Below are 22,112 nucleotides of genomic sequence, written 5' to 3'. Positions count from 1 at the left end.
AGTTAGAACTCAATAGATAATGTGCCAGAAACACTGAATGGCGCACCTGGTTGAACTTGTAAGCGTCCACCATCGGAACCTAAGAAATATTCTGTGTTAAAAAGGTTTCTCAAGTTGATAGCTGCTTTCCAGTTGTCGCGTTGATAAAATAAAGCGGCATCTGTGCGGACATAGCTTGGTAAGATGTAGCTATTATCTAAATCCCCAAAGCGATCGCCTACAAAATAAACTCCTAAACCTAAGCCAAATCCTTGGAGACTTCCTTTTTGGAATTCGTAGGTTGTCCATAAACTTGCAGTGTGTTTTGGTACATTGTCCCGCCGTCGCCCTTCTAAACCAGTAGTATCTTGACTGACAAAAGAATCTATATACCCGTAGGAACCTATCACCTTCCAACCAGGTAGGATTTCGCCAGCTAAATCAAACTCAATCCCGCGACTCGTTTGTTCTCCAGTTTGAATTTGGTCATTGGGGTCGGATGAATTAGGGTCGTCAGCGGCAACATTTTGTTTGCGGAGGTCGTAAAGTGCTAAGGTTGCACTCAAGTTACTGCTGATATCAGCTTTTACACCTACTTCAAATTGCCTACCTGTTTCTGGTTTAAAAGGTGAACCATCACCATTTCGACCTGTGGCGAAAGTAGGCTCAAATGAAGTTGTGTAAGATGCATACAGAGAAATATTTTGTGTTGGTTGATAGACAATTCCTAATCGAGGACTAAAATTACTGTCTGATTGCTCAAACTCCTGCTTTTCTTCACCTAAATTCCGCTCACTGCGAGTTTGTTCAAAAATGTCAAAGCGACCACCTGCTAATAGTTTTAGGTTGGTTAATAGGTCTATTTGGTCTTGGAAATAAAAGCCATATTTATCAAGATTATCATTGCGGAAAAAATCTATTATCCCTTGTCTGGGATACTCTAAACGGCTATAAATTGGATTAAAAATATTGATGGATGGGTAAGGTGTAAAATCGCCAAAAGTTCCATCTTCAGTTATTTTGGTGTATTCAAATCCGAATAACAGTTGATGTTTAATCGAACCTGTAGAAAATTTGCCGACTACATTTGTCTGAGTTGAATAAGCGTTATCTTTGCGTTCAGAAAAGTACCTCAATCGACTCAATTCACCTGTCTCTTCATCTAAGGAATCGCGCAGGGGATAGTAACGCGCCAAATTTACGAATTGAGCGCGAAACGAGTTGGTGATTGACCACTGATCGTTAAACTTATGGTTAAGTAGATAACTAAAATTAGTAACATCGATTTCCACATTTTGGAAGGGTTCACCTAAGAAGCGATCGCGTGGTAAATTAGCAGGACGATTACCAATTGCTACAAGACCATCATCCGCTGTTCGGGTTTCATCCAACCGAACACCATCAAGTGTTAGGGTTGTGTTAGGACTGAGAGCCAACTGGAGCTTAGGAGCAAAAAATAAGCGATCGCTATTAACAAAATCGCGGAAACTCCCGGCATTTTCATAAAAAGCATTAAATCGATAGAGCACCGTTTGCTGCTGATTAATTGGCCCCGATAAATCAATAGCACCGCGATAAGTGCTGAAACTCCCAACAGTTCCTTCAAAAGAATAAAACGGTTGGTTTAGGGGTTGCTTGGATACTAAGTTAACCAATCCTCCTGGTTGTGCATCTCCAAACAGCACTGATGCGGGCCCCTTCAAAACTTCAATTCGCTCAATATCAGCCGTTTCCAGAAATCCACCATAATTTTGATACGAACGAATACCATCCCGGTAAGTATCAGCGCCAAAACCTCGTAAAGAAAGATATTCGCTGAATCCTTGATAATAACCAGCATTATTAGCACCGCTGACATTTTGCAGCGCATCGTTAACACGAATTATCCCCTGGTCTTGCAGAACTTCGCGGGGAATTACCTGAATTGATTGAGGAATATCACGGATAGGTGTATCTGTTTTAGTTGCAGTTGATGCATCCGGTATACGATACCCATCTTGCTCACCGGTCACTACTAATTCAATGGGTTCTTGACTTTCAGCGGTGGGTTCTGGGGGAGTTTCACTTGTTGGTGGTGTCTGGGTAGTGGATGCAATTGGCGCAACTGTGAAAATCAAACCCTCATCACTATCAAATAACTCAACTTGTGGCGTACTAGCTTCACCTGTTACCATCACGCGGATAGTATTTGCATCGAAGTTGCTAACGGTAACAGATGTAATATCTTTGACTGGATTCTCTTGCCTAAATGTATCACCACTAGATAAACGCAATTGAGCATTAGGAATATCAACAATGTAGTTATTATCGTCACTCTTGTTTACAGGTTGTAGCTTGTCTCCTTGAGTTGTTTCTAAAATGACTTCTATTCCTTTATCAGTCGTTTCCAGGCGGACACCCGTTACTTGAATAAGGGTTTGGGAAGGATTTTGTGATAATGCAGTAGGCTTTTGCGGCGATGAAGTGAGTAATTCTTTCGTTTTCCTGTTTTCTGTGTCTTCCTCTTTCGGTTGTTGCGACCATGCAGGCGGTGCAATCAATAGTAAAGTGATTGTCATCAAAAATAGTCTTTGCAGCTGATTATCCATAACTCCACACACCAGAATCAGTAAATTAAGCCAATTTCTCAATAAAAACGAAGCTCGCACCCTGCATTGACTTCAGCAGAAAACTTCTTGCTACTGAAGAATAATTATCAAAAAGCTTACAGGAATGCTTTAGGCTGCGGGAGTTATTTATGGTCGCTAGAGGGAATCTTTTGAACGCTAGAGGGAATTTTTCCGATTAGTAAGATATTCTTTGGGATTGATGCCAAATTTTTTTCTAAAAGCAGCTGCAAAATAACTACGGCTAGCAAAACCTACTATCCGCGATACTTCTACAACATTCATATCTCCCACCGTCAATAGTTGACGTGCTTTGTCGAGGCGATAGTTATGTAAGTAGTGAAAAGCCGTCGTACCAAAGACGAGACGAAAACCTCGCTTGAGAGTGCATTCATTCAAACCGACTTGGCGTGATAACTCTACCAACGAAGGAGGATTGTCAAGGTTTCGCAATAAAATTTCTCTGGCGTGGTGAATTCGTTGTAAATCATCTGACTTGAGTGGATGAGTCTGATTTTTGCCTTTTTGTGCTTCTATCTCTTGTTCCACCAGTAATGCCATTAGTTCCAAAACTTTCGCTTCCAAATACATTTGTTTGGTGATGCCGTGGTAGGGACAGTGTAGAATTTGTTGCAAGATAATCTGCATTGCTGGCGTTGTTTTACCAGAATTGGTGTAATAAGTGCGATCGCTTCTAACTAAATGCTGCAATTCTGGTGGAAGTTGTCCAGATTTATCGCCGATAAATGAGCGAAAAATCTCCGGTTCTATATGAACATTAATCTCAAATAATTGCTCTGTTGCCAACCATTCACAACGTTCTTTTGGTGCTATTCCACTACCATAAAAACCGTATTCTCCAGTACCAATACTGAGAGGTTTAATTTGATCTGTGTAACCTCCAGATAGATAAAACGTATACTCTAAAGGATGTTCGCGTTCAGGAGCTTGAGTAATCAGATGATCGTGGAGATGGTATTTGCTAATTGCTAACTCCAACCCCTGTCTTAATTCGATGATGCGTGAATAACCTTGACCTAACTGTTGAGGATACTTCTGGATGATGTCTAAATCATCACCAGGGTCAATACTTAGATTATTGACATTTTCATCACATAGTTCCCAGTAAGCTTGCTGTGAGATTGTGACTGTCATTATCCGTATGCTAGAACTAAATGATAATTATATTTATTAAGCATACAAAAATAAGTGAGAATAATAACTGAAACAAAGGCGAGTTATAACTTAACTTGATAATAGAGAAGCTGGTATCTGCGGATTCATCTGGGGTTTGTGTTTCTACTTTTGGGCGATCGCCTCTGTGACAGAAGTACAATCTTAATTAAGACCATTTCTCACTTTGTGGTGCGATCGCCTAACTCATGAGCAAAGTAAGGATTCTCGACCTATCCGAGAGCTATACCTTTGGTAAGTATGCCGAATTAGCCTACGATAGCGCCGATATCTTGGCTGAATTCGATGTTACCCTCAACAATATGTTAGTGATTGAAGCTAAAAATGCCGATTTATCAAATGGTAATTATGCCGCAAATTACTCTTGCTGAAGCATCTCAACATTTGCCTGATTTAATTGAAGCAGCACTCAACGGCGAAGAAATTATCATCATCAAAGATAATCAACCTTTGGTGAAGTTAACTCCTGTTTCGCCAGTTAAACGCCGTCGTCAACCTGGAAGCGCCAAGGGTTTAATTACAATATCTGAAGACTTTGATGCACCTTTAGAAGATTTTCAGGATTATATGTAATGAACTTACTGCTGGATACACATACTTTTATTTGGTATGTGACGGGCAATTCAAGACTTAGTAATCAAGTAATAGAGTTAATCAATAATGAAAACAATCAAATATTACTAAGTATAGCGAGTCTTTGGGAAATAGCTATTAAGCAGAGTTTAGGAAAACTGAGTTTTAGTCAGCCATTTGAGATATTCATTACACAGCAACTTAACCTCAACGATTTTAGTTTAATTGATATCACAATTAGTCACATTACTGTTGTTGCAACGCTACCTCTGCATCACCGTGATCCATTTGACAGACTGTTAATTGCACAAGCGGTAACAGAAAATATACCTATACTCAGTGCTGATAAAATTTTCAATGCATATCCAATTCGGCGCTTGTGGTAATACTTATATTGTGCGATCGCATCTGCCAAATAAAAATACGAAAGAGCGATCGCTGTCCCCAGAAAAACTTAACATTATATTTAGAAGTGCTAACTATTTATAAGACAGGCTCATGGGTTACTACATTGCTCCCCGCTTTTTGGACAAACTTGCTGTTCACATCACCAAAAACTTCTTGAAACTTCCTGGTATTCGAGTACCCATAATTTTGGGGATTCATGGACGCAAAGGCGAAGGCAAGTCCTTTCAATGTGAGTTGGTCTTTGAGAAAATGGGTATCGAGGTGACTCACATCTCTGGCGGAGAGTTGGAAAGTCCTGATGCTGGAGACCCAGCACGCTTGATTCGTCTGCGTTACCGCGAAACAGCAGAACTGATCAAAGTGCGCGGAAAAATGTGTGTTTTGATGATTAACGATTTAGATGCGGGTGCTGGACGCTTTGACGAAGGCACTCAATATACTGTAAACACGCAGTTGGTGAATGCCACACTGATGAATATTGCCGATAATCCTACAGATGTGCAGTTACCTGGAAGCTACGATTCCACGCCTTTACATCGTGTACCGATTATTGTCACAGGGAATGATTTTTCCACCCTCTACGCGCCATTAATTCGGGATGGACGGATGGATAAATTTTACTGGGAACCTGATAGAGATGATAAAGTGGGCATTGTTGAAGGGATTTTTGAACCAGATGGACTTTCGCGCCGGGAAATTGAACAGTTAGTTGATACCTTTGTGAATCAATCAATTGACTTTTTTAGCGCTTTGCGATCGCGCATTTATGACGAACAAATCCGTAACTTTGTCCATAAAATAGGTTTTGAGCGCGTATCCTTGCGTGTGGTTAATAGCCTGGAAGGGCCACCAGAATTTAAAAAGCCAGATTTCAGTCTGTCTCACTTAATCGAGTCTGGTAACTTGCTGGTTGGTGAACAAAAACGAGTAGAAAATTCCCAGTTGGTTGATGAGTACAACCGACTAAATAGAGGCAGAAATTATCAAGCTGCGCCGCCAGCAGTGACACCAATTAGTCAGCCGTTAACCAATGGCGTAACCCAACCTACAACTACCAATGGATTTCAGAAAAAGGATGTATCGAATACTCATTTAAGCCTAGAAACTCAAGAACAGATTAGGCAACTTTTGGCTCAAGGTTATAAAATTAGCATTGAACACGTAGATGAACGACGTTTCCGCATGGGTTCTTGGCAAACTTGTGTCAACAGCCACATCGATGCAGAGTCGGATGCAATCTCAAATTTGGAATCATCTCTGGCAGAATATAGCGGTGAGTATGTGCGCCTAGTAGGTATTGATCCAAAAGCTAAGCGGCGGGTTTTGGAGACGATTATTCAACGACCGAATGGTAAAAACTAAAAGTGTAAATTTTCAATGTTTACGATATTTAGTTGAGCTTCAGCAATATATTTGCTACACTCTCGCCTAACTTCTCAATAGATTCCTGCTGTTTGGAATCCTTTAACGTGCCATCGGCATTGAAAGCTTCGTAAGCTTTGGGTACAGCAACCTGGTCAGGAAGTACCAAAACTTTGATGTTTCCTAAGATAGCCCGTAAGTGAACCAAGCCCCGTAGACCACCCAAACCGCCTGGTGAAGCGCTCATAATCGCAGCAACCTTGTCTACAAAAGCAGCTAACGGGGGTTCGTTAGGAGATGGACGAGATGCCCAGTCGATGGCATTCTTCAAAACTCCTGTCAGTGAACTATTATATTCAGGTGAAGCAATTAGCAACCCTTGATCAGAAATTAGCAAATCCTTAAACGTGCGAGCATTGGCAGGTAGTCCTTCTTGAGCTTCTAGATCCTCATCAAAAAGAGGTAAGGGTAAATCACGCAGATCTAGATAAGTTACTTCCGCACCAACTGCCTTAGCACCATCTGCCGCAATTTTTACCAGTTTTTTATTGTAGGAATCAGTGCGGGTGCTACCAGCGAAGGCTAAGATTTTGGGCGTATATGCCATAAAAATATCAGTTTAATGGATTAGCCAATTCAAGTGCATTATCCAGTCTTGTTGCGATCGCCTCTTGCTTTTTTTAGATTTTCTTTACAAGCACCAGCGTACCCGACACATCTACGTTTAGATTATCAAAAACAATTAGAATTAGATTGAGTTAACCTCACCTAACTTCTGTATTTGCTGTTTATCGTATCCTGCTGCTTGGAGTGGCTCGATTACATCTCGTTGCAAATCTGGCACGTAACAGGCTATTAGATTGGCTTGATGCTCTGGAACAATACGAACCTCTCCAATAGCTGCTGGCAAAATGCAAGATTCCCCTTGCTCAAGCCGCTCGATACCAGAGCTAAATTCTAGCTGCACAACATTGCCGACATTGGAAAGAATTAGACAACGCCAAGGATGAGATGGTTCTAAATAAGATTCATTTAAAATCCAATGTTCAAGGGCAAAGTAATGACTAGCACAGCCAAAAATCCGAGAATTAGCTCCCGACTGTAACTTTAGCCCACTGTTCGGACGAGGTTGATAATGGGTTTTTAGCTCATCAAGGGCAGCATTAATATTGGCGTACCACTCTTGTTGGCTGTACTCATTTCCATACAAATCCGTCGGCATCACAGATTGAGCCAAATTGGAGGTTTGTTGAATTTCAAAGACAAGTGTATCTGGGCCGAAAGAGTGAATTATACCTGCCGGCACGTAGATAGTATCTCCCGGTTGAATTGAGTGACGCACCAAGACAGAATCATAGTCACAGGCTACAAAAGCTTCAAATAGCTGCTCTCGTGTAAATTCTGACTTGAGTCCTGCCAATACTGTTGCTCCTGGTGCTGCCGAAAGAATGTGCCAAGCTTCAGTTTTACCATTTGGTTCGTTGTGCAATTTCCGAGCCGTTTCATCATCTGCGTGAAGATGTACGGGCAGCATATAAGAAGCATCAATAAACTTGGATAGTAAAGGGAAGTGTGGCCCCTGCCAGCCCTTACCAACGAGTTCGTGAGGATGAGCCAATGTGAGTTCATGTAAGCTACAACCAGCCAAAGAGCCATTAACCACAGTCCCTTTTTTGTCTTTGTAGTCGCTCACTTCCCAAGTTTCAGCTATCCTCCCAGCAGGTAAGCTGCGCTTTCCAAGACGTTCTGGAATAACTCGTTCTCCAAAAGTGTATTTTTGGATATTAGTAGTTAACTTTAGTGGATACCAATTCATTAAAACTTGACCCAATCATACATCTAGTTTCTATGTAGTAATAGGGCCATGCCTCTATCCATAGGCGAATACAGATAACTGATGGAGAAAGAGAGACACAATCATGCGATCGCGCAGCGTTAGTTAGTAAGTCTTGGTATTACACTGACACTATCCTGATATTATTTGGTTATGGTCGAGTCGATTCACACTTAAGAAGATGGCTCTAGAACTTCCATGAACCTCGAATCTGTTCTTAATATTGTTAACCGCAAGCTGGTTGAAATTCAACATCGCCCCCTCAATGCCACAGAAGTTCTGATTTTGCGGGGTACATGGCAGTATCATACCTATAGCCAAATTGCTCAAGAACAAGGCTATAGCCCTGGCTACTTTACTAATGTCGTCGCTCCAGAGTTATGCCGACGACTTACTGAAATTATCGGTGAGCGTGTCACCAAGAAAAATTGTCGGGCGCTACTGGAGTCTTATGCAGCTGCACAAATAAGCAGTGTAGGTAACATCCTTGATATCAAGCAGGATATATCATCGCCTCGCTTTCCTAGTGGTTCAGTGCCTCTTGACTCCCCTTTTTACATTGAAAACTCTCCAGTTGAGAGACAGGCTTATACAGAAATCAGTAAACCAGGAGCCTTAGTACGGATTAAAGCCCCTAAAGAAATGGGTAAAACCTCAATGTTGTTGAGGATTCTAGAACATGCCAATCGCCTGGGCTATCGCACAGTTAGCCTGAACCTGGAGCAAATTGACCAGAATATTTTGAGCGATCTAAATCGGTTTCTGCGCTGGCTATGTGCCAACGTCGCCCTGCAACTTCGACTCGAACCAAAACTAGACGATTATTGGGATGAAGATATTGGCAGTAAAGTCAGTTGCAGCCTCTACTTGAGAAGCTATGTGCTTGAACAAATTGATACTCCTCTTGTTTTAGCATTGGACGAGGTGAACCAATTGTTTGAGCATCCGCAAGTGGCAAAAGAAGTTTTACCCTTGTTGCGTTCATGGTATGAAGAAGCCAAAAGACTGCCCATTTGGCAAAAGCTGCGCCTCATTGTAGTTCACTCGACTGATATTTATGTTCCCCTGCAACTTCATCAGTCTCCTTTCAATGTGGGGCTACCAGTTCAGCTAACCTGGTTTAATCTAGACCAGGTGCAACAGTTAGCTCAGCGTTATGGACTTAACTGGACTGATGGTCAAGAAGCCAAACAATTAATAGATATGGTTGGAGGACATCCGGCACTAGTTAACATAGCACTCTACCACCTCAACCAGGGTGAGCTAACTTTCCCAGAGTTACTAGAAACTGCCCCCACATCTACTGGAATTTATCAGCATCACTTGCAACGTCACTGTGCAACTTTACAAGAACAGCCAGAATTAGCGATCGCCCTTGATGCTGTCATAAATGCTACTGAACCTGTTCGATTAGAACCAATTCTGGCTTACAAGTTAAGCAGTATGGGGCTAATTAAGTTAGATAACAACAAAGCTATGCTTAGTTGTCAGTTATACCGACAATATTTTCACCCGAAGTTTCTCCCTGAAGGCAGGCAAATATTAACTAACTTGAAATGAAAAAAGGCTTGGTGATACACCAAACCTGGTAAACAGAAGTGAAAGACTCAGATAAATTTAATCATCCTTATTTTTGGAGTTCATCTATCTTAAGAGCGTATGCAGATCATAATTTGCCTGCTATATCATATTTACTAGTTTTACAAGCTTCAGACTCAGCAAGTAGAAGTTCAGCTATTGCCTGAGAAATAGGTAAGCCAGGGCAACGTTCCAGCCAGAAAAACTCTCCCACTGGGTTAACTTCAAGGAATATATAGCGATCGCCTGGCGTCAAAATAATATCAATCGCCCCGTAGTTCAAGCCAAAGTTAGCCATTAATTTAAGTAACTTCTCCTCCACATCTTGAGGTAGGGTGTAGGCTTGCCAAGAGTTGAGTAAAGCAACTCCCTGACGCCGCCAGTCATAGTGAGCCTTCTGCAAAGCTTGGGAGTCAACCGCAGCGGTGAAAACACGCTTACCTACAATAATTGTCCGCAGTTCTAGCGCTTTCGGGATTTTCTCCTGAAAGGTCATCGGGCAGAAACGCAATCCATCGAGGTTGTCTAGATCTTCAGGTTTTACTGGATTCGTGAACACAACATTCTCTTGCCCTTCCTCATCGTAGATAGCAAAGGAAGAGAGCATTTTTGTAATCATGCCATGCTCGCACTCTTGAGCAAATCGCCTGACTGTAAGTGGATTGTTCGTCGTCAAGGTGCGCGGGGTATCTAAACCAACCTCCCGGGCCACTTGTAATTGTAGTTGTTTATTTTCTGCTCGGCGGATGTTTGGTTGATGGTCAAGATGAAACCCGTTGATGCTAGCAATCATCCCCTGAATTGTGACGCGAGATTCCTGAATTGAAGCTTGTCGAAGTTGTCGATCCATCGTTTTGGGAATTTTTGCCCCGATCGCAATCCGTCGATACCAAACTGCAAACACCTCATTCAAATCTAGCTTCTGGTCATCACAACTCAGAATCACTCGTTCAGATTCTTCACTATAGTAAACATCTAACTGCACTTCTGTAGGAAATCGGTCTGTGTCAAAACGAAACGCTTTCCCACCTTGATCTGCAATTGCCTGGAGAACTAGAGAAATACTTTCGTTATCTTCGCTGTGAGTAATAAGTAAAATAGTCATATCGAGTGCTAAGTTCTGATTTTTTAGTTTTATTTTGTGAGTTATAAAGTGTTAATTTTAGGACTTACGCACTGAAGCCTGAAACCTAGATCCCTCTAGCCCACGCCAGTCGCTCCACTTGGGGAGACTCCATCGCATGATTGCGTCTCCCCAACTCTTGGAGACGCTACGCGAAGGGAGAAGACCGCGCGCTGGCTCCCCTTAAAAAGGGGGCTTTAGAAGTTCCCCCCTTTTTAAGGGGGTTGGGGGATCTGAGTGCGTAAGTCCTGAATTTGTCAATTTATAATTATTACGGTTTATTAAGTAGGTAGACGTAATTAAATGTAAGATTTTTGTTCGTAGTGAGCGATTTATCGCTCTATATAAAGTTCTCAAAGGCTAGAGCCGCTTACTACTAGCTCTGATTTAATTAAGCACTTCTTGAAAGCAAGGCATCAGCGATCGCTTCCGAAATAGGGTAGCCTAAATCTCGTTCTAGCATTCCCCACTCGCCTGTAGGGTTAATTTCCAAAAAGACATATTCTCCTGATGGTGTTTGAATCAAGTCCAATGCGCCAAAAACCAACTCAAACCTAGTCATAAAAGCATTGAGACAATCAACTATATTTATAGGAAGTTCATGAGTTTGCCATACACAATCCTCAGATTTAGCGCGTCGCCAATCTTGAGTGAATGCTGCATAACGAGACGCATCTAACGCCCCTACAAATAATTTTCCATTCACAAACACTGCCCGTAGTTCCAGTTGTTTAGGGATTTGCTCTTGAAACACCATTGGACAATAACGCAGTGTTTGGGCATCCAGCAAATCTTCTTCTTTGACTAATCTGGTATATAAGAAGAAAGTGGAGCCTTTCATCCCAGAGGAAAGAGGCGTTAATAGCTTAGCAATCATCTTTCCTTTGACCTCAAAGAAAAACTCTCGTACTTCTTCAGGGTCATTAGTAACAAGAGTCCGAGGAATTACCAGACCAACTTCACGAGCAACTCTCAATTGACGTAGCTTGTTCTCTGCGGCATTAATCCGCTGCAAATCATCCACCCACATAGCTTCTTTAAGACTGTCCCAGAAGCCATCTAGAGTTGTGAGTGATTCTCTGATGCAGGCTTGTTGAAATTGTGGAGCCAATTCTTTGCCTAACTGAGGCTGCCAAATACGACGCATCCACACCCCTTGCACTTGCTCTGTGCTAATAGAGCGATCGCCATATTGCAGCCTGTGATGACTCCCAGAGTTATCAAGATGCGCTTGGAGTTGTACTGCGATCGGAAATTGATCGGTGTCAAAGCGAAATGGTTGTGCGCCCCGTTTTGATAGGGCATCTGCTACTCTATCTATTGTGAAGTAATCACCACTGTGGGTGATTAATAAAACCACATCACGCGAGGGGCGCATACAATATCAAATCAGTGTTGGTTTTTTTCTTTTGCAGCCTACTACCAACTAGAAATAAGTAGGCAGTTACTTTATAAAACTTATATGTAAAATGTAATCCTCACTATCAAATGAGTATTGATTCATGACAAACTCATCTTGTTTAGAATTTTTGCGATGGACTACGGCGGGGTGTAGGCGATCGCACAGATGCTTGTAACCTGATAGGGTGGGCATTACAATGCTCACCCTAGTTTATTCTTAATCTCCAATTCACAGTCCTTTTTACACTGCATCGTCACCATCTGAAGGGTACTTTTGAGTTACAGCATATTCATCGCTATCAGATGGGTATTTCTTAGTGACGACATCTTCATTATCAGAAGGAAACTTCAGAGTCGTAACTATTCCACCACACCCGCCTGCAACTGCTTCCATTTCCTCTTCAGACAACTCTTCAGGAGATTGTCCTTCTAGGAAGCGGGCAAAGAATGGTACTGCTTGCGAATCTAAATCTTCTACTTTGATGTTAGACATAACTTTAACTCCTTTGGTCAAGTGAATGTAAACTTATACTCAATTTGTGGCTTTAAAACAATAACTATAAATCATCATAATTAATGGACTTTTGCCTTCAGCAGTTTCTTATATAGTTTTTTGGGACATAATTAATACACTTCTGCTTGGGCTAAGTTTGTAAAAATTATTGTTAGCTGTAGTTTAAATAAGCATATAGTATCTACTTTTTCTTCTTGATACAATTCCATCGCACAGATAGTGCAGATAAAGCTAGGTTATGCGATCGCACAGACGCTAGACATCACTTGTATATAGCAAAGTGCTGAGTCACCGTTCGCTCTTAGCGTCTCCCCTTGGGAGAAGTTTGCTCAACGGAGGGAACCCCCGCACGCAACTTCTCGCTGAGTGCTGAAGCGCGGATAGCTATGGTTTAGCCCGTAGAAACCCAGTTGCTTCAGAGCTTTGAGCAATCAACACTGTCCTAACCTATGTGACGACAGCTATACATAAATTTCTGGCTCTATTCGTTGAAAAAGTGTAGGGACATAACTGTAATAGTTATGTCCCTAAATAATAGAAGCCTATGCTATCAATAAACTGAAAATTCCCATAATGGAAGTACAGTTGACTATCGACTTCGGACTATGGACTCTTGACCTGAGCTTGCAGAATCTAATTTCGCAGTCAACTTTCTTTCTGTTGCCCAAGCAAGACATAACTGGCGGAAATGATCACCTCGGATCTCAAAATTCGGGTACTGGTCGAAACTGGCGCAAGCTGGAGACAGCAATACTACAGATGCATGATACTGCTTGGCTAATTCTGCCGACCTGATAACTGCTCTTTCCATTGTTTTCACAATTTCGTAAGAATGATACCCCACCTCTTGAAGGCGTTGGGCAAACGCGGGTGCGGCAGAGCCAATTAATAATACAGCAGCAGTTGAGGAGCAAATTTTTGCTAGCCAACCAGTATCATCGCCTGCTTTGGCTTCTCCGCCAGCAATCAAAATCGCTGGACTTTTCACGGATGCTAAGCCAACTTCGGCAGCATCGTAGTTGGTGGCTTTGCTGTCGTTAATGAAATCAATGCCTTCCCAAGTGCAGATATGCTCCAAACGATGAGCAACGCCAGGGAATTCACGAATTGCACGCGCGATCGCATCACACCTAATCCCTGCTAACCGCGCTGCCGCTACAGCCATGAGTAGATTTTGCTGGTTGTGTTCTCCCACCATCCGTAAAGCAGACACTTCCACAACGGGTGCTGGTGCTGAAGATGCAGTCAACTTTTCAACAACCCAGCCATTTTCGATGTAAAAGCCTTGTTCACCAATCAGAGAATCTTTTCCTTTGACACTTGTCCAATAGGCATCAGGCCAATGACTTTGACCTAACTTGCTCAAATAGCCATCATCGCCATTGAAAATTTGAAACTCAGACTGATGTAACAGTTTGGCTTTAATGTTGTAGTAGTTCTCTAAAGTCTTATGGCGACTAAGGTGATCTGGTGTGAAAGTCGTCCAAATACCAATACGGGGAGCAAGAGTATTAGAAGATTCTATTTGATAGCTACTGACTTCCGCAATTACCCAATCAATCTGATTTTGGATTTTAGATTTTAGATTTTGGATTGGAGTTTCCCTCCCTCCCTCTGTTAGGGACAGAGCAACTTCGCAAGCAGCGTAGCCAATATTACCGCAGGCGGGTGCATTTAATCCTGCTGCTTGAAAAATGGCAGCAATTAAAGCTGTGGTAGTAGTTTTGCCGTTAGTACCTGTAATTCCTACCCAAGGTAGAGATTGCAGATGTCGCCAGGCGAGTTCCATTTCCCCAATGGTTTCTATGCCTAGTTCTTGTGCCTGAATTAACACAGGAATATCCCAAGGCACGCCAGGACTAACAACTATTAATTGGGGTAAATTAGCACCATTCAATTCCAGGGATTGGCCTAGTTTAACGGTTATTTGCTCGGCAGCGAGTTCTTGTTGTTGCTGAAGGAGGGTTTCGGAGATGGTGCGATCGCTTAGCTCCACCTCCCAACCTTCCCGTTGCAACAATCTCGCCGCAGCAACACCGGACTTTCCCAATCCAATCACATGAGCTTTGGACATAGATTGCAGCAGAGTCCCTGGTTAAGCACTCCCTATAGTAGCGCTTATTGGCAAAATTACACAACTTTTTGTTGGGCTGTGCTACAGATTTTTGACAATCGCCCCAAAATCAGCCAATACACGGGCATGATTACGAACTAATCCCAGCAAATGTAAGCGATTACGCTTGACTTCAAGATCAGTATCCATGACTAAAACGCTATCCGGCCCGTCAAAAAAGCTACTAACAGCCGGGGCAATGTTTGCTAATGCTGCTACTAACAGTTGATAATTCCGTGTCTGCTGTGCTGCTTGAGTTTGTGGCACTAAGTCAACTAAGGAATTATACAGAGCTACCTCAGAAGATTTTTGGAATAGTTCTTGACGAACTACGCTTGTTGGTTCTAGCTGTTTTGTATCCAAATCACCTTGCGCCGCTAATCGTGTGGAACGGTTAACAGTTTCGTAGATGTTATCTAAGGTGTTGTCGTTGCGGATTTGTTGTAAGTATAAGGCGCGATCGCGGACATCTAATAAATCCTGTAACGCCCGTTCTGTATACTCTGGGTCATTCTCTCCCAAAACTGCATTTACCAAGTCGTAATCAATCTGCTTTTCTTCTTGCAGTAGGGTGCGGATGCGTTGTAAGAAAAATTCTTGCAACGCTGTAATTAGTTGTGCCTGATTTTTGTTATTTACTGTAACAAAATCTGTTGCTATTTGCTCTACCAAATTTTCTAAATTTATCGGCAAATTAGCTGACCACGTAATATTAACTACAGCATTTGCAGCTCGACGTAAAGCAAAGGGATCAGAAGAACCTGTAGGTATCATTCCCAATCCAAAGATACTTACCAATGTATCTAGCCTATCTGCCAAACCAACTACTTGACCTGTTAGAGTTTCGGGTAAAATGTCATCGGCTCCTCGTGGTAAATAATGTTCAAAAATTGCTGTGGCAACTTCTGGTTCTTCTCCACTGGCTAAGGCATATTTTTGTCCCATAATGCCCTGTAATTCGGGAAATTCATATACCATTTGAGTAACCAAATCGGCTTTACAAAGCAAAGCTGCTCTTTGGATTTTGTAGCGTTCGCTTTCCCCTAATTGCAACTGTTCTGTAATTTGCTCGGCAATCTTGACTACTCTATCTACCTTGGCACGCAGAGAACCAATATCTTCTTGAAAAGTGACCTTTTCTAATTGAGGTAAAAAGCTTTCCAGAGGCTTGGCTAAATCTGCTTCGTAGAAAAATCGACCATCGGCTAAACGGGCGCGAATCACTCTTTCATTTCCAACTGCAATGATGTCTGATTTGGTTGAGTCACCGTTAGAAATAGTGATGAAATAGGGAAGTAATTCTTTGCTATTTGCAGCTTTAAATACAGGAAAATAACGTTGATGACTCACCATAACTGTGGTAATTACCTCAGTTGGTAAGTTTAAAAATTCTGGTTCAAATCTGCCGACAACCGCTGAAGGCCATTCTACGAGGTTAGTAACTTCTTCTAATAGATGGGGATAGATTTCTGCATACCCATCTAAGCTTTGTACAGATGATTGAACTTGCTCTGTGATCGTATTTGCCCGTTGATCACTGTCAACTGTGACGTAGGCATGATTTAGAGTTTTGACATAATCAGTCGCATGGGGAATTGTCACGGTTTCTGGATGTAAGACACGATGACCTTGGGAAATGCGATCGCTCTTTATCGTTTCCGAACCATTAACTAATTCAATCGGTAGCACCTCTGCATCTAACAAAGCTACCAGCCAGCGAATTGGTCGGGAAAACTTGGCATCCCCATCACCCCAACGCATCAACCGCTTACCTTCTAAACCCCAAATCCACTGGGGAACAAGTTCTGTCAAAATTTCCGCCACAGGACGACCGGGAATTCTTTTTTGCACAAAGACAAATTCCCCTTTGTCAGTGGGACGGATTTCTAAAGCGTCTATTTCCACGCCTTGCTTTTTGGCAAAGCCTACTGCTGCTGGTGTCGCCTTACCATCTTTAAAGGCTGCTTGTGCGGGTGGGCCTTTGATTTCCTCTTCGCGGTCTGGTTGTTGGGATGGTAGACCTTTGATTAGTACCGCCAAGCGCCGGGGAGTACCGTAAACTTCTACAGATGTGCTGAAGAAGCTATTTGCTTCTAGACTTTGAGGAATGCGTTCTTGCCACTGCGTTAAAGCATTACTGAGAAAGCTTGCAGGTAGTTCTTCTGTACCAACTTCTAATAAAAATGCTAAATTTCCTGATATATCAACACTCTTAACCTTTGTCATCAGAATACTACACAAAAGATATACAATAGTAGGCTAGTTAAGTAATAGCGTTGTTTTAAGTAATATTTATTACTCAAGTGCTACACAAACTTTTGTACCACCAAAATTATATATCTCCTGGATATTGTAAAGTTAATTAGACAAATACTTCAACGACACACATCAAGTTTTTTCTTTTCTTCGGGATTAGTTACAAGGTAATCTTTGAGGCGATCGCACCCTTCATGCAGCAATTCATCTAATCCTCTAACGCGCCATGCGATCGCCGTCTTATCCTCATTGGCTGTAGCTAGTAGTTTGCTATCCGGGCTAAAATCTGCGCTTCTCACACTGCCTTGATGACCTGTAAATTCTGCTACTTGTTGCCCTGATAAATTCCACAATCTAGTTGTATAGGTTGCTGAAGATGTAGTTAGCAGCTTGCCATCCCGACTGAAAGTTATTTGTGTGACTCTGCCTTCATAAGTCTTAAATTCTTTTAACTGTTTTCCTGAATAATCCCATAACCTAACCGTAGCATCATCTCCAGCAGTAGCCAATTTATTCTCCGTAGGGCTAAAACCGACAGTATTAACATAGCCCTTATGACCTGTTAATTGTTTAAACAGCTTGCCACTACTAATATCCCACAGTAATGCCGTCCCATTTTCTCCAACCGTAGCTAGCAGCTTGCCATCTGGGCTAAATCTGGTAGTCTCGACTTTACCTTGGTGTTTAAATTCTTGTAACTTGGTTCCTTTAAGATCCCACAGTTTCGCCATGCCATCATCTCCAGCAGTAACAAGTCTATCTCCTTCATTATTGAAATTGATGCTTCGTATTGCTTGAGAATGCCCCTCAAAAGGTTTTAAAGGCTTTAATGGTTTTCCAGTACGCGTCCAGAGCTTGATTGTGCCATCTTTTCCACCTGTAACAATTAGGTTTTCTGCTTTTTTTGGGCTAAAACGCACGCTGTTAACACCGCCTTGATGGGCTTGGAATTGTCTTATCAGTTTCCCCTGAAGGTTCCAAAGCCTAATAATATCATCATCTGAAGCTGTAACTAGTAACTTGCCATCTGGACTAAAACGCACACTACCAACAGCTTTTTCATGCCTCTTTAATTTAGTTAAGGGATTTTGGGGTTTAATTAATGATTTTCCTGGAACTGCCCAAAGCCTTACCGTACCATCATCTTTTCCAGCGGTGGCAAGCGTATCCCCCTGTTCATTAAACCGGATGCTCACAACACTACCCTGATGACCTAGAAATTCTGCTTGTAGTGTTGCCTTAAAATTATTCCATAGCCGAACTTTACCATTGCTACCTGATGTAGCAATCAAACCATCGTTGCGAATACGAACTGTCTCAACACCTTCTTGATGAGCCTCAAATTTTGCCAGTTCTTCTCCAGCAAGATTCCACAGCCGAGCTGTACCATCATCTCCAGCAGTAGCAACTTGCTTTTTATTGGGGTAAAACCAAACACTGTTGACACTACATTTTTTAGTATCTTTGACACTACATTCATGACCTTTAAATGTTGCTAGTTCTGTCCCTTTGATATCCCAAAGTTTTGCCAAGCCATCCTCTCCAGCCGTGGCAAATTGCTGAACATTATCAGGATTAGGATTGAGACTTTTGATACTTTCCTGATGGGCATTTATTGTTAAAACAGGTTCTCCGTTAAAACGCCACAGTTTGACTTTGCCATCATCTCCAGTTGTTGCCAGCAGATTGCTCTTAGGAAGAAAACGAACATTGTTGACACTACATTTATCACCTTCTTTTGGTCGTTCGTATTCTCCTAATTGTTGGCCATTGACACATTTATGATGCATGGATGTTATTAAAAGAGGTGACTGCTGTGTTGAGACATTCCACAGTTTTACCCAACCGTTAGTTGCACCTGTAGCTAGTATTGTTTGATCTTCACTAAAATCGATACTTTTGATACTGCTATTGTGCAGTTTAGGCTTTTTCAATTCCTTTCCCTGGAAATTTCGCCAGGTAACTGTGCCATTTTCTCCACCAGCAACAATTATTTCCTCTTGTTTATCCTCCTTAAGAAAACGGATACTGTTTATACCTCTTTGATAAGTATTGATTTGATTTGTTTGATGAATATTATCTAAAATCTTCTGCAAAGCAAGCAGCGAACTTGTGGTTGGACAGTCTTGCAAACATTGACTATTCCAAAAAACCATCTTTTTAACTTCTTGCCCAGCTGCCATTGCTGACACCAAAGCTTCGATTTCTCCAGCGCCAGATTCAAAATTTCTTAACGCCGTGACTCCTGAGCCTTCAACTTCAGCTGTCCATCGGAGCCAAAAAGCGACCATAGCCAGAATTGAGACTACCACTAAACCGCTGGTCAGCCCAAATAAAGTCAGTTTGCGGCGGCTTTCTTTTTGCTGCCGATCGCGATCGCGCAATGCTAAACTCTGCTGAATAAAATCTTGCTCTGCTTGACTCAATTCCTCTCGCCGCAGCTTGAGCCAATTTTCCGCTTGTCCTAGGGGGACACCTCGCAGTAATGGCCCTTCATCTTTGCCAGCATTTTCCCACTGACGCATTCTTGAGCGTAGTAATTCTTGCCAAGTCCGAAAAGAGCGATCGCTTTCCATCCATCCGTGCAGTCGTCCCCATTTCCGAATCAAAGTCTCATGGACAATCTCTACTGTTTCTTTACCAGCAATTTCATCAAGTCCAGTTACCACTAGCCGCGCATCAGCCAGACGCTTAACCAAATCCCAATTATTGTCTCCTACCTCATTTCTAGTAGCTAGTCGGCGGGTGTCTTCTGTACCTTCCCCAGGACGCACCAGTTGAACAAATATTTGCTGTGCTTGTTGTTGCTCCTCTGGTTTAAGCTTGGCAAACTCGGCTTCTGCATGGTTCGCCAACGACTTTTCTACACCGCCGATTGCTTCGTAAGCAGCATGAGTCATCTGGCGATTTTGTTGCTTTGCCCATAGTTGCGTCAAAGTAAATTCTAGTAATGGCAAATTACCTGGTGAATCTGCCACCGCGTTAAGAATCCGCTCTGCAAGACCTTCTTCTAACCTTACCCCTTGCTTGTTTGCAGGTTGAGCGATCGCCTGTTGCAATTCTTCTCGGTTCATCGGAGCAAGTTTTAAATCAGCATTCTGCAAAGCATCAGCAAAGCGACGATCAGAAAGCGCATACCCCAAAAAATCAGCCCGCAAAGTTAGCAAAAGGGTAAAATTCTCTACCAGTTCAGCGGCTTCTAGTAATTGATTTAAAAATAATTGACGCTCTTTAACATCTGAGCAAGAAGCGTAAAGTTCCTCAAATTGATCAACCACCAGCAACAGGCGTTTATCTTCGTTCTCTGACAAAATTCGGGATAAAACAGTATGTGCTGCAACTTGTCGCGATCGCAACCCACGAGCTAATTTTCCTGCATCAATATCTTGTTGCGTCTTTCCCTTCTCTGGTTCACGCAGGCGCACAATTACTGCTGCGAGTTCATCTACAGGATGCGTTTTTGGGCGAAAGGATTCGATGAGCCAGTTACCTTGCTGGCGTAAATTAGGAATCAAACCGGCAAACACTACACTAGATTTCCCACTACCAGACGCCCCAATCACCGCTATCAATGATTGTTTTTGGACTGTATCTACAAGTTTCTGGGTAAAAATATCCCGCCCAAAGAAAAATTGTTTATCTTCTTCCCGGAAAGGAAATAAACCGCGATAGGGACAAGAAGCAATAACTTGCTCACGCAACACAGACCATGCATTTACCAACACCTGTGTGGGAATCATAAACCCAACTTTGGCTTCTGGTCGGTTGATGTCTACTGCTACTGCTATTCCTGCTATACCTTGAAGCTCACCATCCCATATTGGCGCACCACTGAAACCAGGCTCTAGTCGATAACCTGGTTGTTTGACATCCTCTAGCTGCACCCAACCTTTAGCTGTGCGTCCACGTAAAACGCCAGTAGCCCAAACACCATCTGGTTGTCCTGCTGGAAAACCCAATACTCGGAAATGATGTCCCGCCCAATCATCAGAGGTAATTAATGGTGCGAGTGGAGCTTGATTTGGGGGAGAATGTTTTAATTCCAATCCGGCAATATCTTCTACTTCCACATCAGGATTCACAGGTAGCCAGAAAACAACCTTAGCTTTGAAGAGTTGCTTAGCCGCCACTAGGGGAAAATCCAAGGTGATTTCTGCATCTGGCATTTGGGTAGTTTTTCTTGAAAGTCCCAAAGCATCAGCAATTACATGGGCGCAGGTGAGGATATACTTTTGGGATAAGAAGCCAGCACCTATTACTTTGCCACTGTTGGAATAAATTCTGACAACAGATAACTCAAGCGGTGCGGTCATCTGATGACTCCCGTTTCCACTTCAGAGTAATTTCATAGTTGACCTCGCCATTACCAGAAGCCACAACTGCACCTAGTTGAGCGCTGATTTTAATGCCAAACTTGACTTCCACTTCATCTGCTGGCTGGTGGAGGCTGCTCATCTTTGCAATGATTGCATTAGCTACAGGCTTGACGGTTGACAAAGCTGACTCGAAAGTCTGCGTAGCTTTTTCGATCACTTTATCTCCTAAGCTAATGCGATCGTCAATTTGTGCAGGTTCATCCACTTCTATAAGAATGGATTCGCCGCTTTCCAGAGGAAATTCTACTATATGTTTCACAATAAACTGATTTTAACTTTGCATAGCTCAGCTTTTTCCAACAGTGTACCTTGCCAAATAGGTTTGTAGTATGCGCTTTAGCGCTAAAAATCTTCACCCTCAACTTTAGGCAGGTCTATTAAAGCTCAAAACTCCAGTTTTCGTGCTCGGAACTCGGAACTTCGTGCTCAGAACTCGGAACTTCGTGCTCAGAACTCGGAACTTCGTGCTCAGAACTCGGAACTTCGTGCTCAGAACTCGGAACTTTGTGTTCAGAGCTACAAATCTGACAAGATCTATATCCAAAGCAGTAGCTTGACTTGAACGGACTGCCTGCCCAAAAACACTAAGTTTAATCGCACCGATAAAGCAGATTTTTCACCATTTTGATAGGGCTACACTTGTGACTTACTTCGTTAAAAACACTCTATGTGACAGTTTCAAGGGCGTAATGTCGGTTACATGCACAAGCTTGAATATAATGCTACAATCCCCCAAGTGTAAATTGAGGCATTAACCAAAATCAACTAGACTAAGTACCGTCATAAATTAGAAAA

Annotated in this window: 16 protein-coding genes; 5 read left to right on the top strand and 11 right to left on the bottom strand. The window is 42.4% G+C overall.

Going from position 1 to position 22,112, the window contains the following annotated elements; genetic code table 11:
- Positions 1 to 2: 2 nt before the first annotated feature.
- The gene (locus HCR01_RS21120; protein ID WP_193198026.1) at positions 3 to 2,567 is read right to left on the bottom strand and encodes a TonB-dependent siderophore receptor; all 2,565 of its coding nucleotides are present in this window, start codon (positions 2,565 to 2,567) and stop codon (positions 3 to 5) included.
- A gap of 177 nt (positions 2,568 to 2,744) precedes the next feature.
- Positions 2,745 to 3,740, bottom strand: a complete 996-nt coding sequence (locus HCR01_RS21115; protein ID WP_193198025.1) for a helix-turn-helix transcriptional regulator — start codon at positions 3,738 to 3,740, stop codon at positions 2,745 to 2,747.
- Between the two features lie 227 nt (positions 3,741 to 3,967).
- Between HCR01_RS21115 and HCR01_RS21110 the strand changes: the two genes are divergently transcribed.
- The 4 genes from HCR01_RS21110 (at position 3,968) to HCR01_RS21095 (ending at position 6,122) form a co-directional block, all read left to right on the top strand.
- The gene (locus tag HCR01_RS21110) at positions 3,968 to 4,150 is read left to right on the top strand and encodes a hypothetical protein (protein ID WP_193198024.1); all 183 of its coding nucleotides are present in this window, start codon (positions 3,968 to 3,970) and stop codon (positions 4,148 to 4,150) included.
- Positions 4,128 to 4,352, top strand: a complete 225-nt coding sequence (locus tag HCR01_RS21105; protein ID WP_193198023.1) for a type II toxin-antitoxin system Phd/YefM family antitoxin — start codon at positions 4,128 to 4,130, stop codon at positions 4,350 to 4,352. Before HCR01_RS21110 ends, HCR01_RS21105 begins: the two co-directional genes overlap by 23 nt.
- Positions 4,352 to 4,738 carry a type II toxin-antitoxin system VapC family toxin gene (locus HCR01_RS21100; RefSeq protein WP_193198022.1) on the top strand — a complete coding sequence of 129 codons (387 nt, stop codon included), beginning with the start codon at positions 4,352 to 4,354 and terminating at the stop codon, positions 4,736 to 4,738. The genes HCR01_RS21105 and HCR01_RS21100 overlap by 1 nt, the downstream gene beginning before the upstream one ends.
- Before the next feature lie 112 nt (positions 4,739 to 4,850).
- The gene (locus HCR01_RS21095) at positions 4,851 to 6,122 is read left to right on the top strand and encodes a ribulose bisphosphate carboxylase small subunit (RefSeq protein ID WP_193198021.1); all 1,272 of its coding nucleotides are present in this window, start codon (positions 4,851 to 4,853) and stop codon (positions 6,120 to 6,122) included.
- 28 nt (positions 6,123 to 6,150) lie between these two features.
- Here the strand turns inward: HCR01_RS21095 and HCR01_RS21090 are convergent, their stop codons facing one another.
- Both HCR01_RS21090 and HCR01_RS21085 read right to left on the bottom strand, forming a co-directional pair.
- The gene (locus tag HCR01_RS21090) at positions 6,151 to 6,729 is read right to left on the bottom strand and encodes an NADPH-dependent FMN reductase (RefSeq protein WP_193198020.1); all 579 of its coding nucleotides are present in this window, start codon (positions 6,727 to 6,729) and stop codon (positions 6,151 to 6,153) included.
- Positions 6,730 to 6,870: 141 nt separating this feature from the next.
- Positions 6,871 to 7,938 (bottom strand): type I phosphomannose isomerase catalytic subunit, encoded by a 1,068-nt coding sequence (locus tag HCR01_RS21085; RefSeq protein ID WP_193198019.1) that lies wholly within the window; start codon positions 7,936 to 7,938, stop codon positions 6,871 to 6,873.
- A gap of 216 nt (positions 7,939 to 8,154) precedes the next feature.
- Between HCR01_RS21085 and HCR01_RS21080 the strand changes: the two genes are divergently transcribed.
- Entirely contained in the window at positions 8,155 to 9,516 is a 1,362-nt protein-coding gene (locus HCR01_RS21080) for an AAA-like domain-containing protein (RefSeq protein WP_193198018.1), read from the top strand.
- A gap of 106 nt (positions 9,517 to 9,622) precedes the next feature.
- On the opposite strand, the gene HCR01_RS21075 is transcribed toward HCR01_RS21080, so the two are convergent.
- From HCR01_RS21075 to HCR01_RS21045, 7 genes are all read right to left on the bottom strand, one after another.
- On the bottom strand, positions 9,623 to 10,639 hold the full coding sequence (locus HCR01_RS21075) for an MvdD family ATP-grasp ribosomal peptide maturase (protein ID WP_193198017.1): 1,017 nt from the start codon (positions 10,637 to 10,639) through the stop codon (positions 9,623 to 9,625).
- A 409-nt stretch (positions 10,640 to 11,048) separates the two neighbouring features.
- Entirely contained in the window at positions 11,049 to 12,035 is a 987-nt protein-coding gene (locus HCR01_RS21070; RefSeq protein WP_193198016.1) for an MvdC family ATP-grasp ribosomal peptide maturase, read from the bottom strand.
- 264 nt (positions 12,036 to 12,299) lie between these two features.
- Positions 12,300 to 12,551 carry a microviridin/marinostatin family tricyclic proteinase inhibitor gene (locus HCR01_RS21065; protein ID WP_193198015.1) on the bottom strand — a complete coding sequence of 84 codons (252 nt, stop codon included), beginning with the start codon at positions 12,549 to 12,551 and terminating at the stop codon, positions 12,300 to 12,302.
- Positions 12,552 to 13,161: 610 nt separating this feature from the next.
- The gene (gene murD, locus HCR01_RS21060; RefSeq protein ID WP_193198014.1) at positions 13,162 to 14,646 is read right to left on the bottom strand and encodes a UDP-N-acetylmuramoyl-L-alanine--D-glutamate ligase; all 1,485 of its coding nucleotides are present in this window, start codon (positions 14,644 to 14,646) and stop codon (positions 13,162 to 13,164) included.
- An 81-nt stretch (positions 14,647 to 14,727) separates the two neighbouring features.
- Entirely contained in the window at positions 14,728 to 16,911 is a 2,184-nt protein-coding gene (glyS, locus tag HCR01_RS21055) for a glycine--tRNA ligase subunit beta (protein ID WP_193198013.1), read from the bottom strand.
- 149 nt (positions 16,912 to 17,060) lie between these two features.
- On the bottom strand, positions 17,061 to 21,254 hold the full coding sequence (locus tag HCR01_RS21050; RefSeq protein WP_193198012.1) for a trypsin-like peptidase domain-containing protein: 4,194 nt from the start codon (positions 21,252 to 21,254) through the stop codon (positions 17,061 to 17,063).
- Positions 21,238 to 21,576 (bottom strand): CU044_2847 family protein, encoded by a 339-nt coding sequence (locus tag HCR01_RS21045; RefSeq protein ID WP_162396167.1) that lies wholly within the window; start codon positions 21,574 to 21,576, stop codon positions 21,238 to 21,240. The genes HCR01_RS21050 and HCR01_RS21045 overlap by 17 nt, the downstream gene beginning before the upstream one ends.
- Positions 21,577 to 22,112 lie beyond the last annotated feature (536 nt).

It is taken from the genome of Nostoc sp. MG11 (assembly GCF_014904695.1).
Lineage (GTDB): Bacteria > Cyanobacteriota > Cyanobacteriia > Cyanobacteriales > Nostocaceae > Komarekiella.
This window is presented reverse-complemented; position numbering and strand designations above follow the sequence as displayed.

Excerpts from the sequence above, each read along its gene's own strand:
- HCR01_RS21080 (WP_193198018.1), top strand. The coding sequence starts at position 8,155 with ATGAACCTCGAATCTGTTCTTAATATTGTTAACCGCAAGCTGGTTGAA.
- HCR01_RS21095 (WP_193198021.1), top strand. The coding sequence starts at position 4,851 with ATGGGTTACTACATTGCTCCCCGCTTTTTGGACAAACTTGCTGTTCAC.
- HCR01_RS21050 (WP_193198012.1), bottom strand. The coding sequence starts at position 21,254 with ATGACCGCACCGCTTGAGTTATCTGTTGTCAGAATTTATTCCAACAGT.
- HCR01_RS21120 (WP_193198026.1), bottom strand. The coding sequence starts at position 2,567 with ATGGATAATCAGCTGCAAAGACTATTTTTGATGACAATCACTTTACTA.
- glyS (WP_193198013.1), bottom strand. The coding sequence starts at position 16,911 with ATGACAAAGGTTAAGAGTGTTGATATATCAGGAAATTTAGCATTTTTA.
- HCR01_RS21065 (WP_193198015.1), bottom strand. The coding sequence starts at position 12,551 with ATGTCTAACATCAAAGTAGAAGATTTAGATTCGCAAGCAGTACCATTC.
- murD (WP_193198014.1), bottom strand. The coding sequence starts at position 14,646 with ATGTCCAAAGCTCATGTGATTGGATTGGGAAAGTCCGGTGTTGCTGCG.
- HCR01_RS21085 (WP_193198019.1), bottom strand. The coding sequence starts at position 7,938 with ATGAATTGGTATCCACTAAAGTTAACTACTAATATCCAAAAATACACT.
- HCR01_RS21075 (WP_193198017.1), bottom strand. The coding sequence starts at position 10,639 with ATGACTATTTTACTTATTACTCACAGCGAAGATAACGAAAGTATTTCT.
- HCR01_RS21115 (WP_193198025.1), bottom strand. The coding sequence starts at position 3,740 with ATGACAGTCACAATCTCACAGCAAGCTTACTGGGAACTATGTGATGAA.
- HCR01_RS21110 (WP_193198024.1), top strand. The coding sequence starts at position 3,968 with ATGAGCAAAGTAAGGATTCTCGACCTATCCGAGAGCTATACCTTTGGT.
- HCR01_RS21090 (WP_193198020.1), bottom strand. The coding sequence starts at position 6,729 with ATGGCATATACGCCCAAAATCTTAGCCTTCGCTGGTAGCACCCGCACT.
- HCR01_RS21105 (WP_193198023.1), top strand. The coding sequence starts at position 4,128 with ATGCCGCAAATTACTCTTGCTGAAGCATCTCAACATTTGCCTGATTTA.
- HCR01_RS21100 (WP_193198022.1), top strand. The coding sequence starts at position 4,352 with ATGAACTTACTGCTGGATACACATACTTTTATTTGGTATGTGACGGGC.
- HCR01_RS21070 (WP_193198016.1), bottom strand. The coding sequence starts at position 12,035 with ATGCGCCCCTCGCGTGATGTGGTTTTATTAATCACCCACAGTGGTGAT.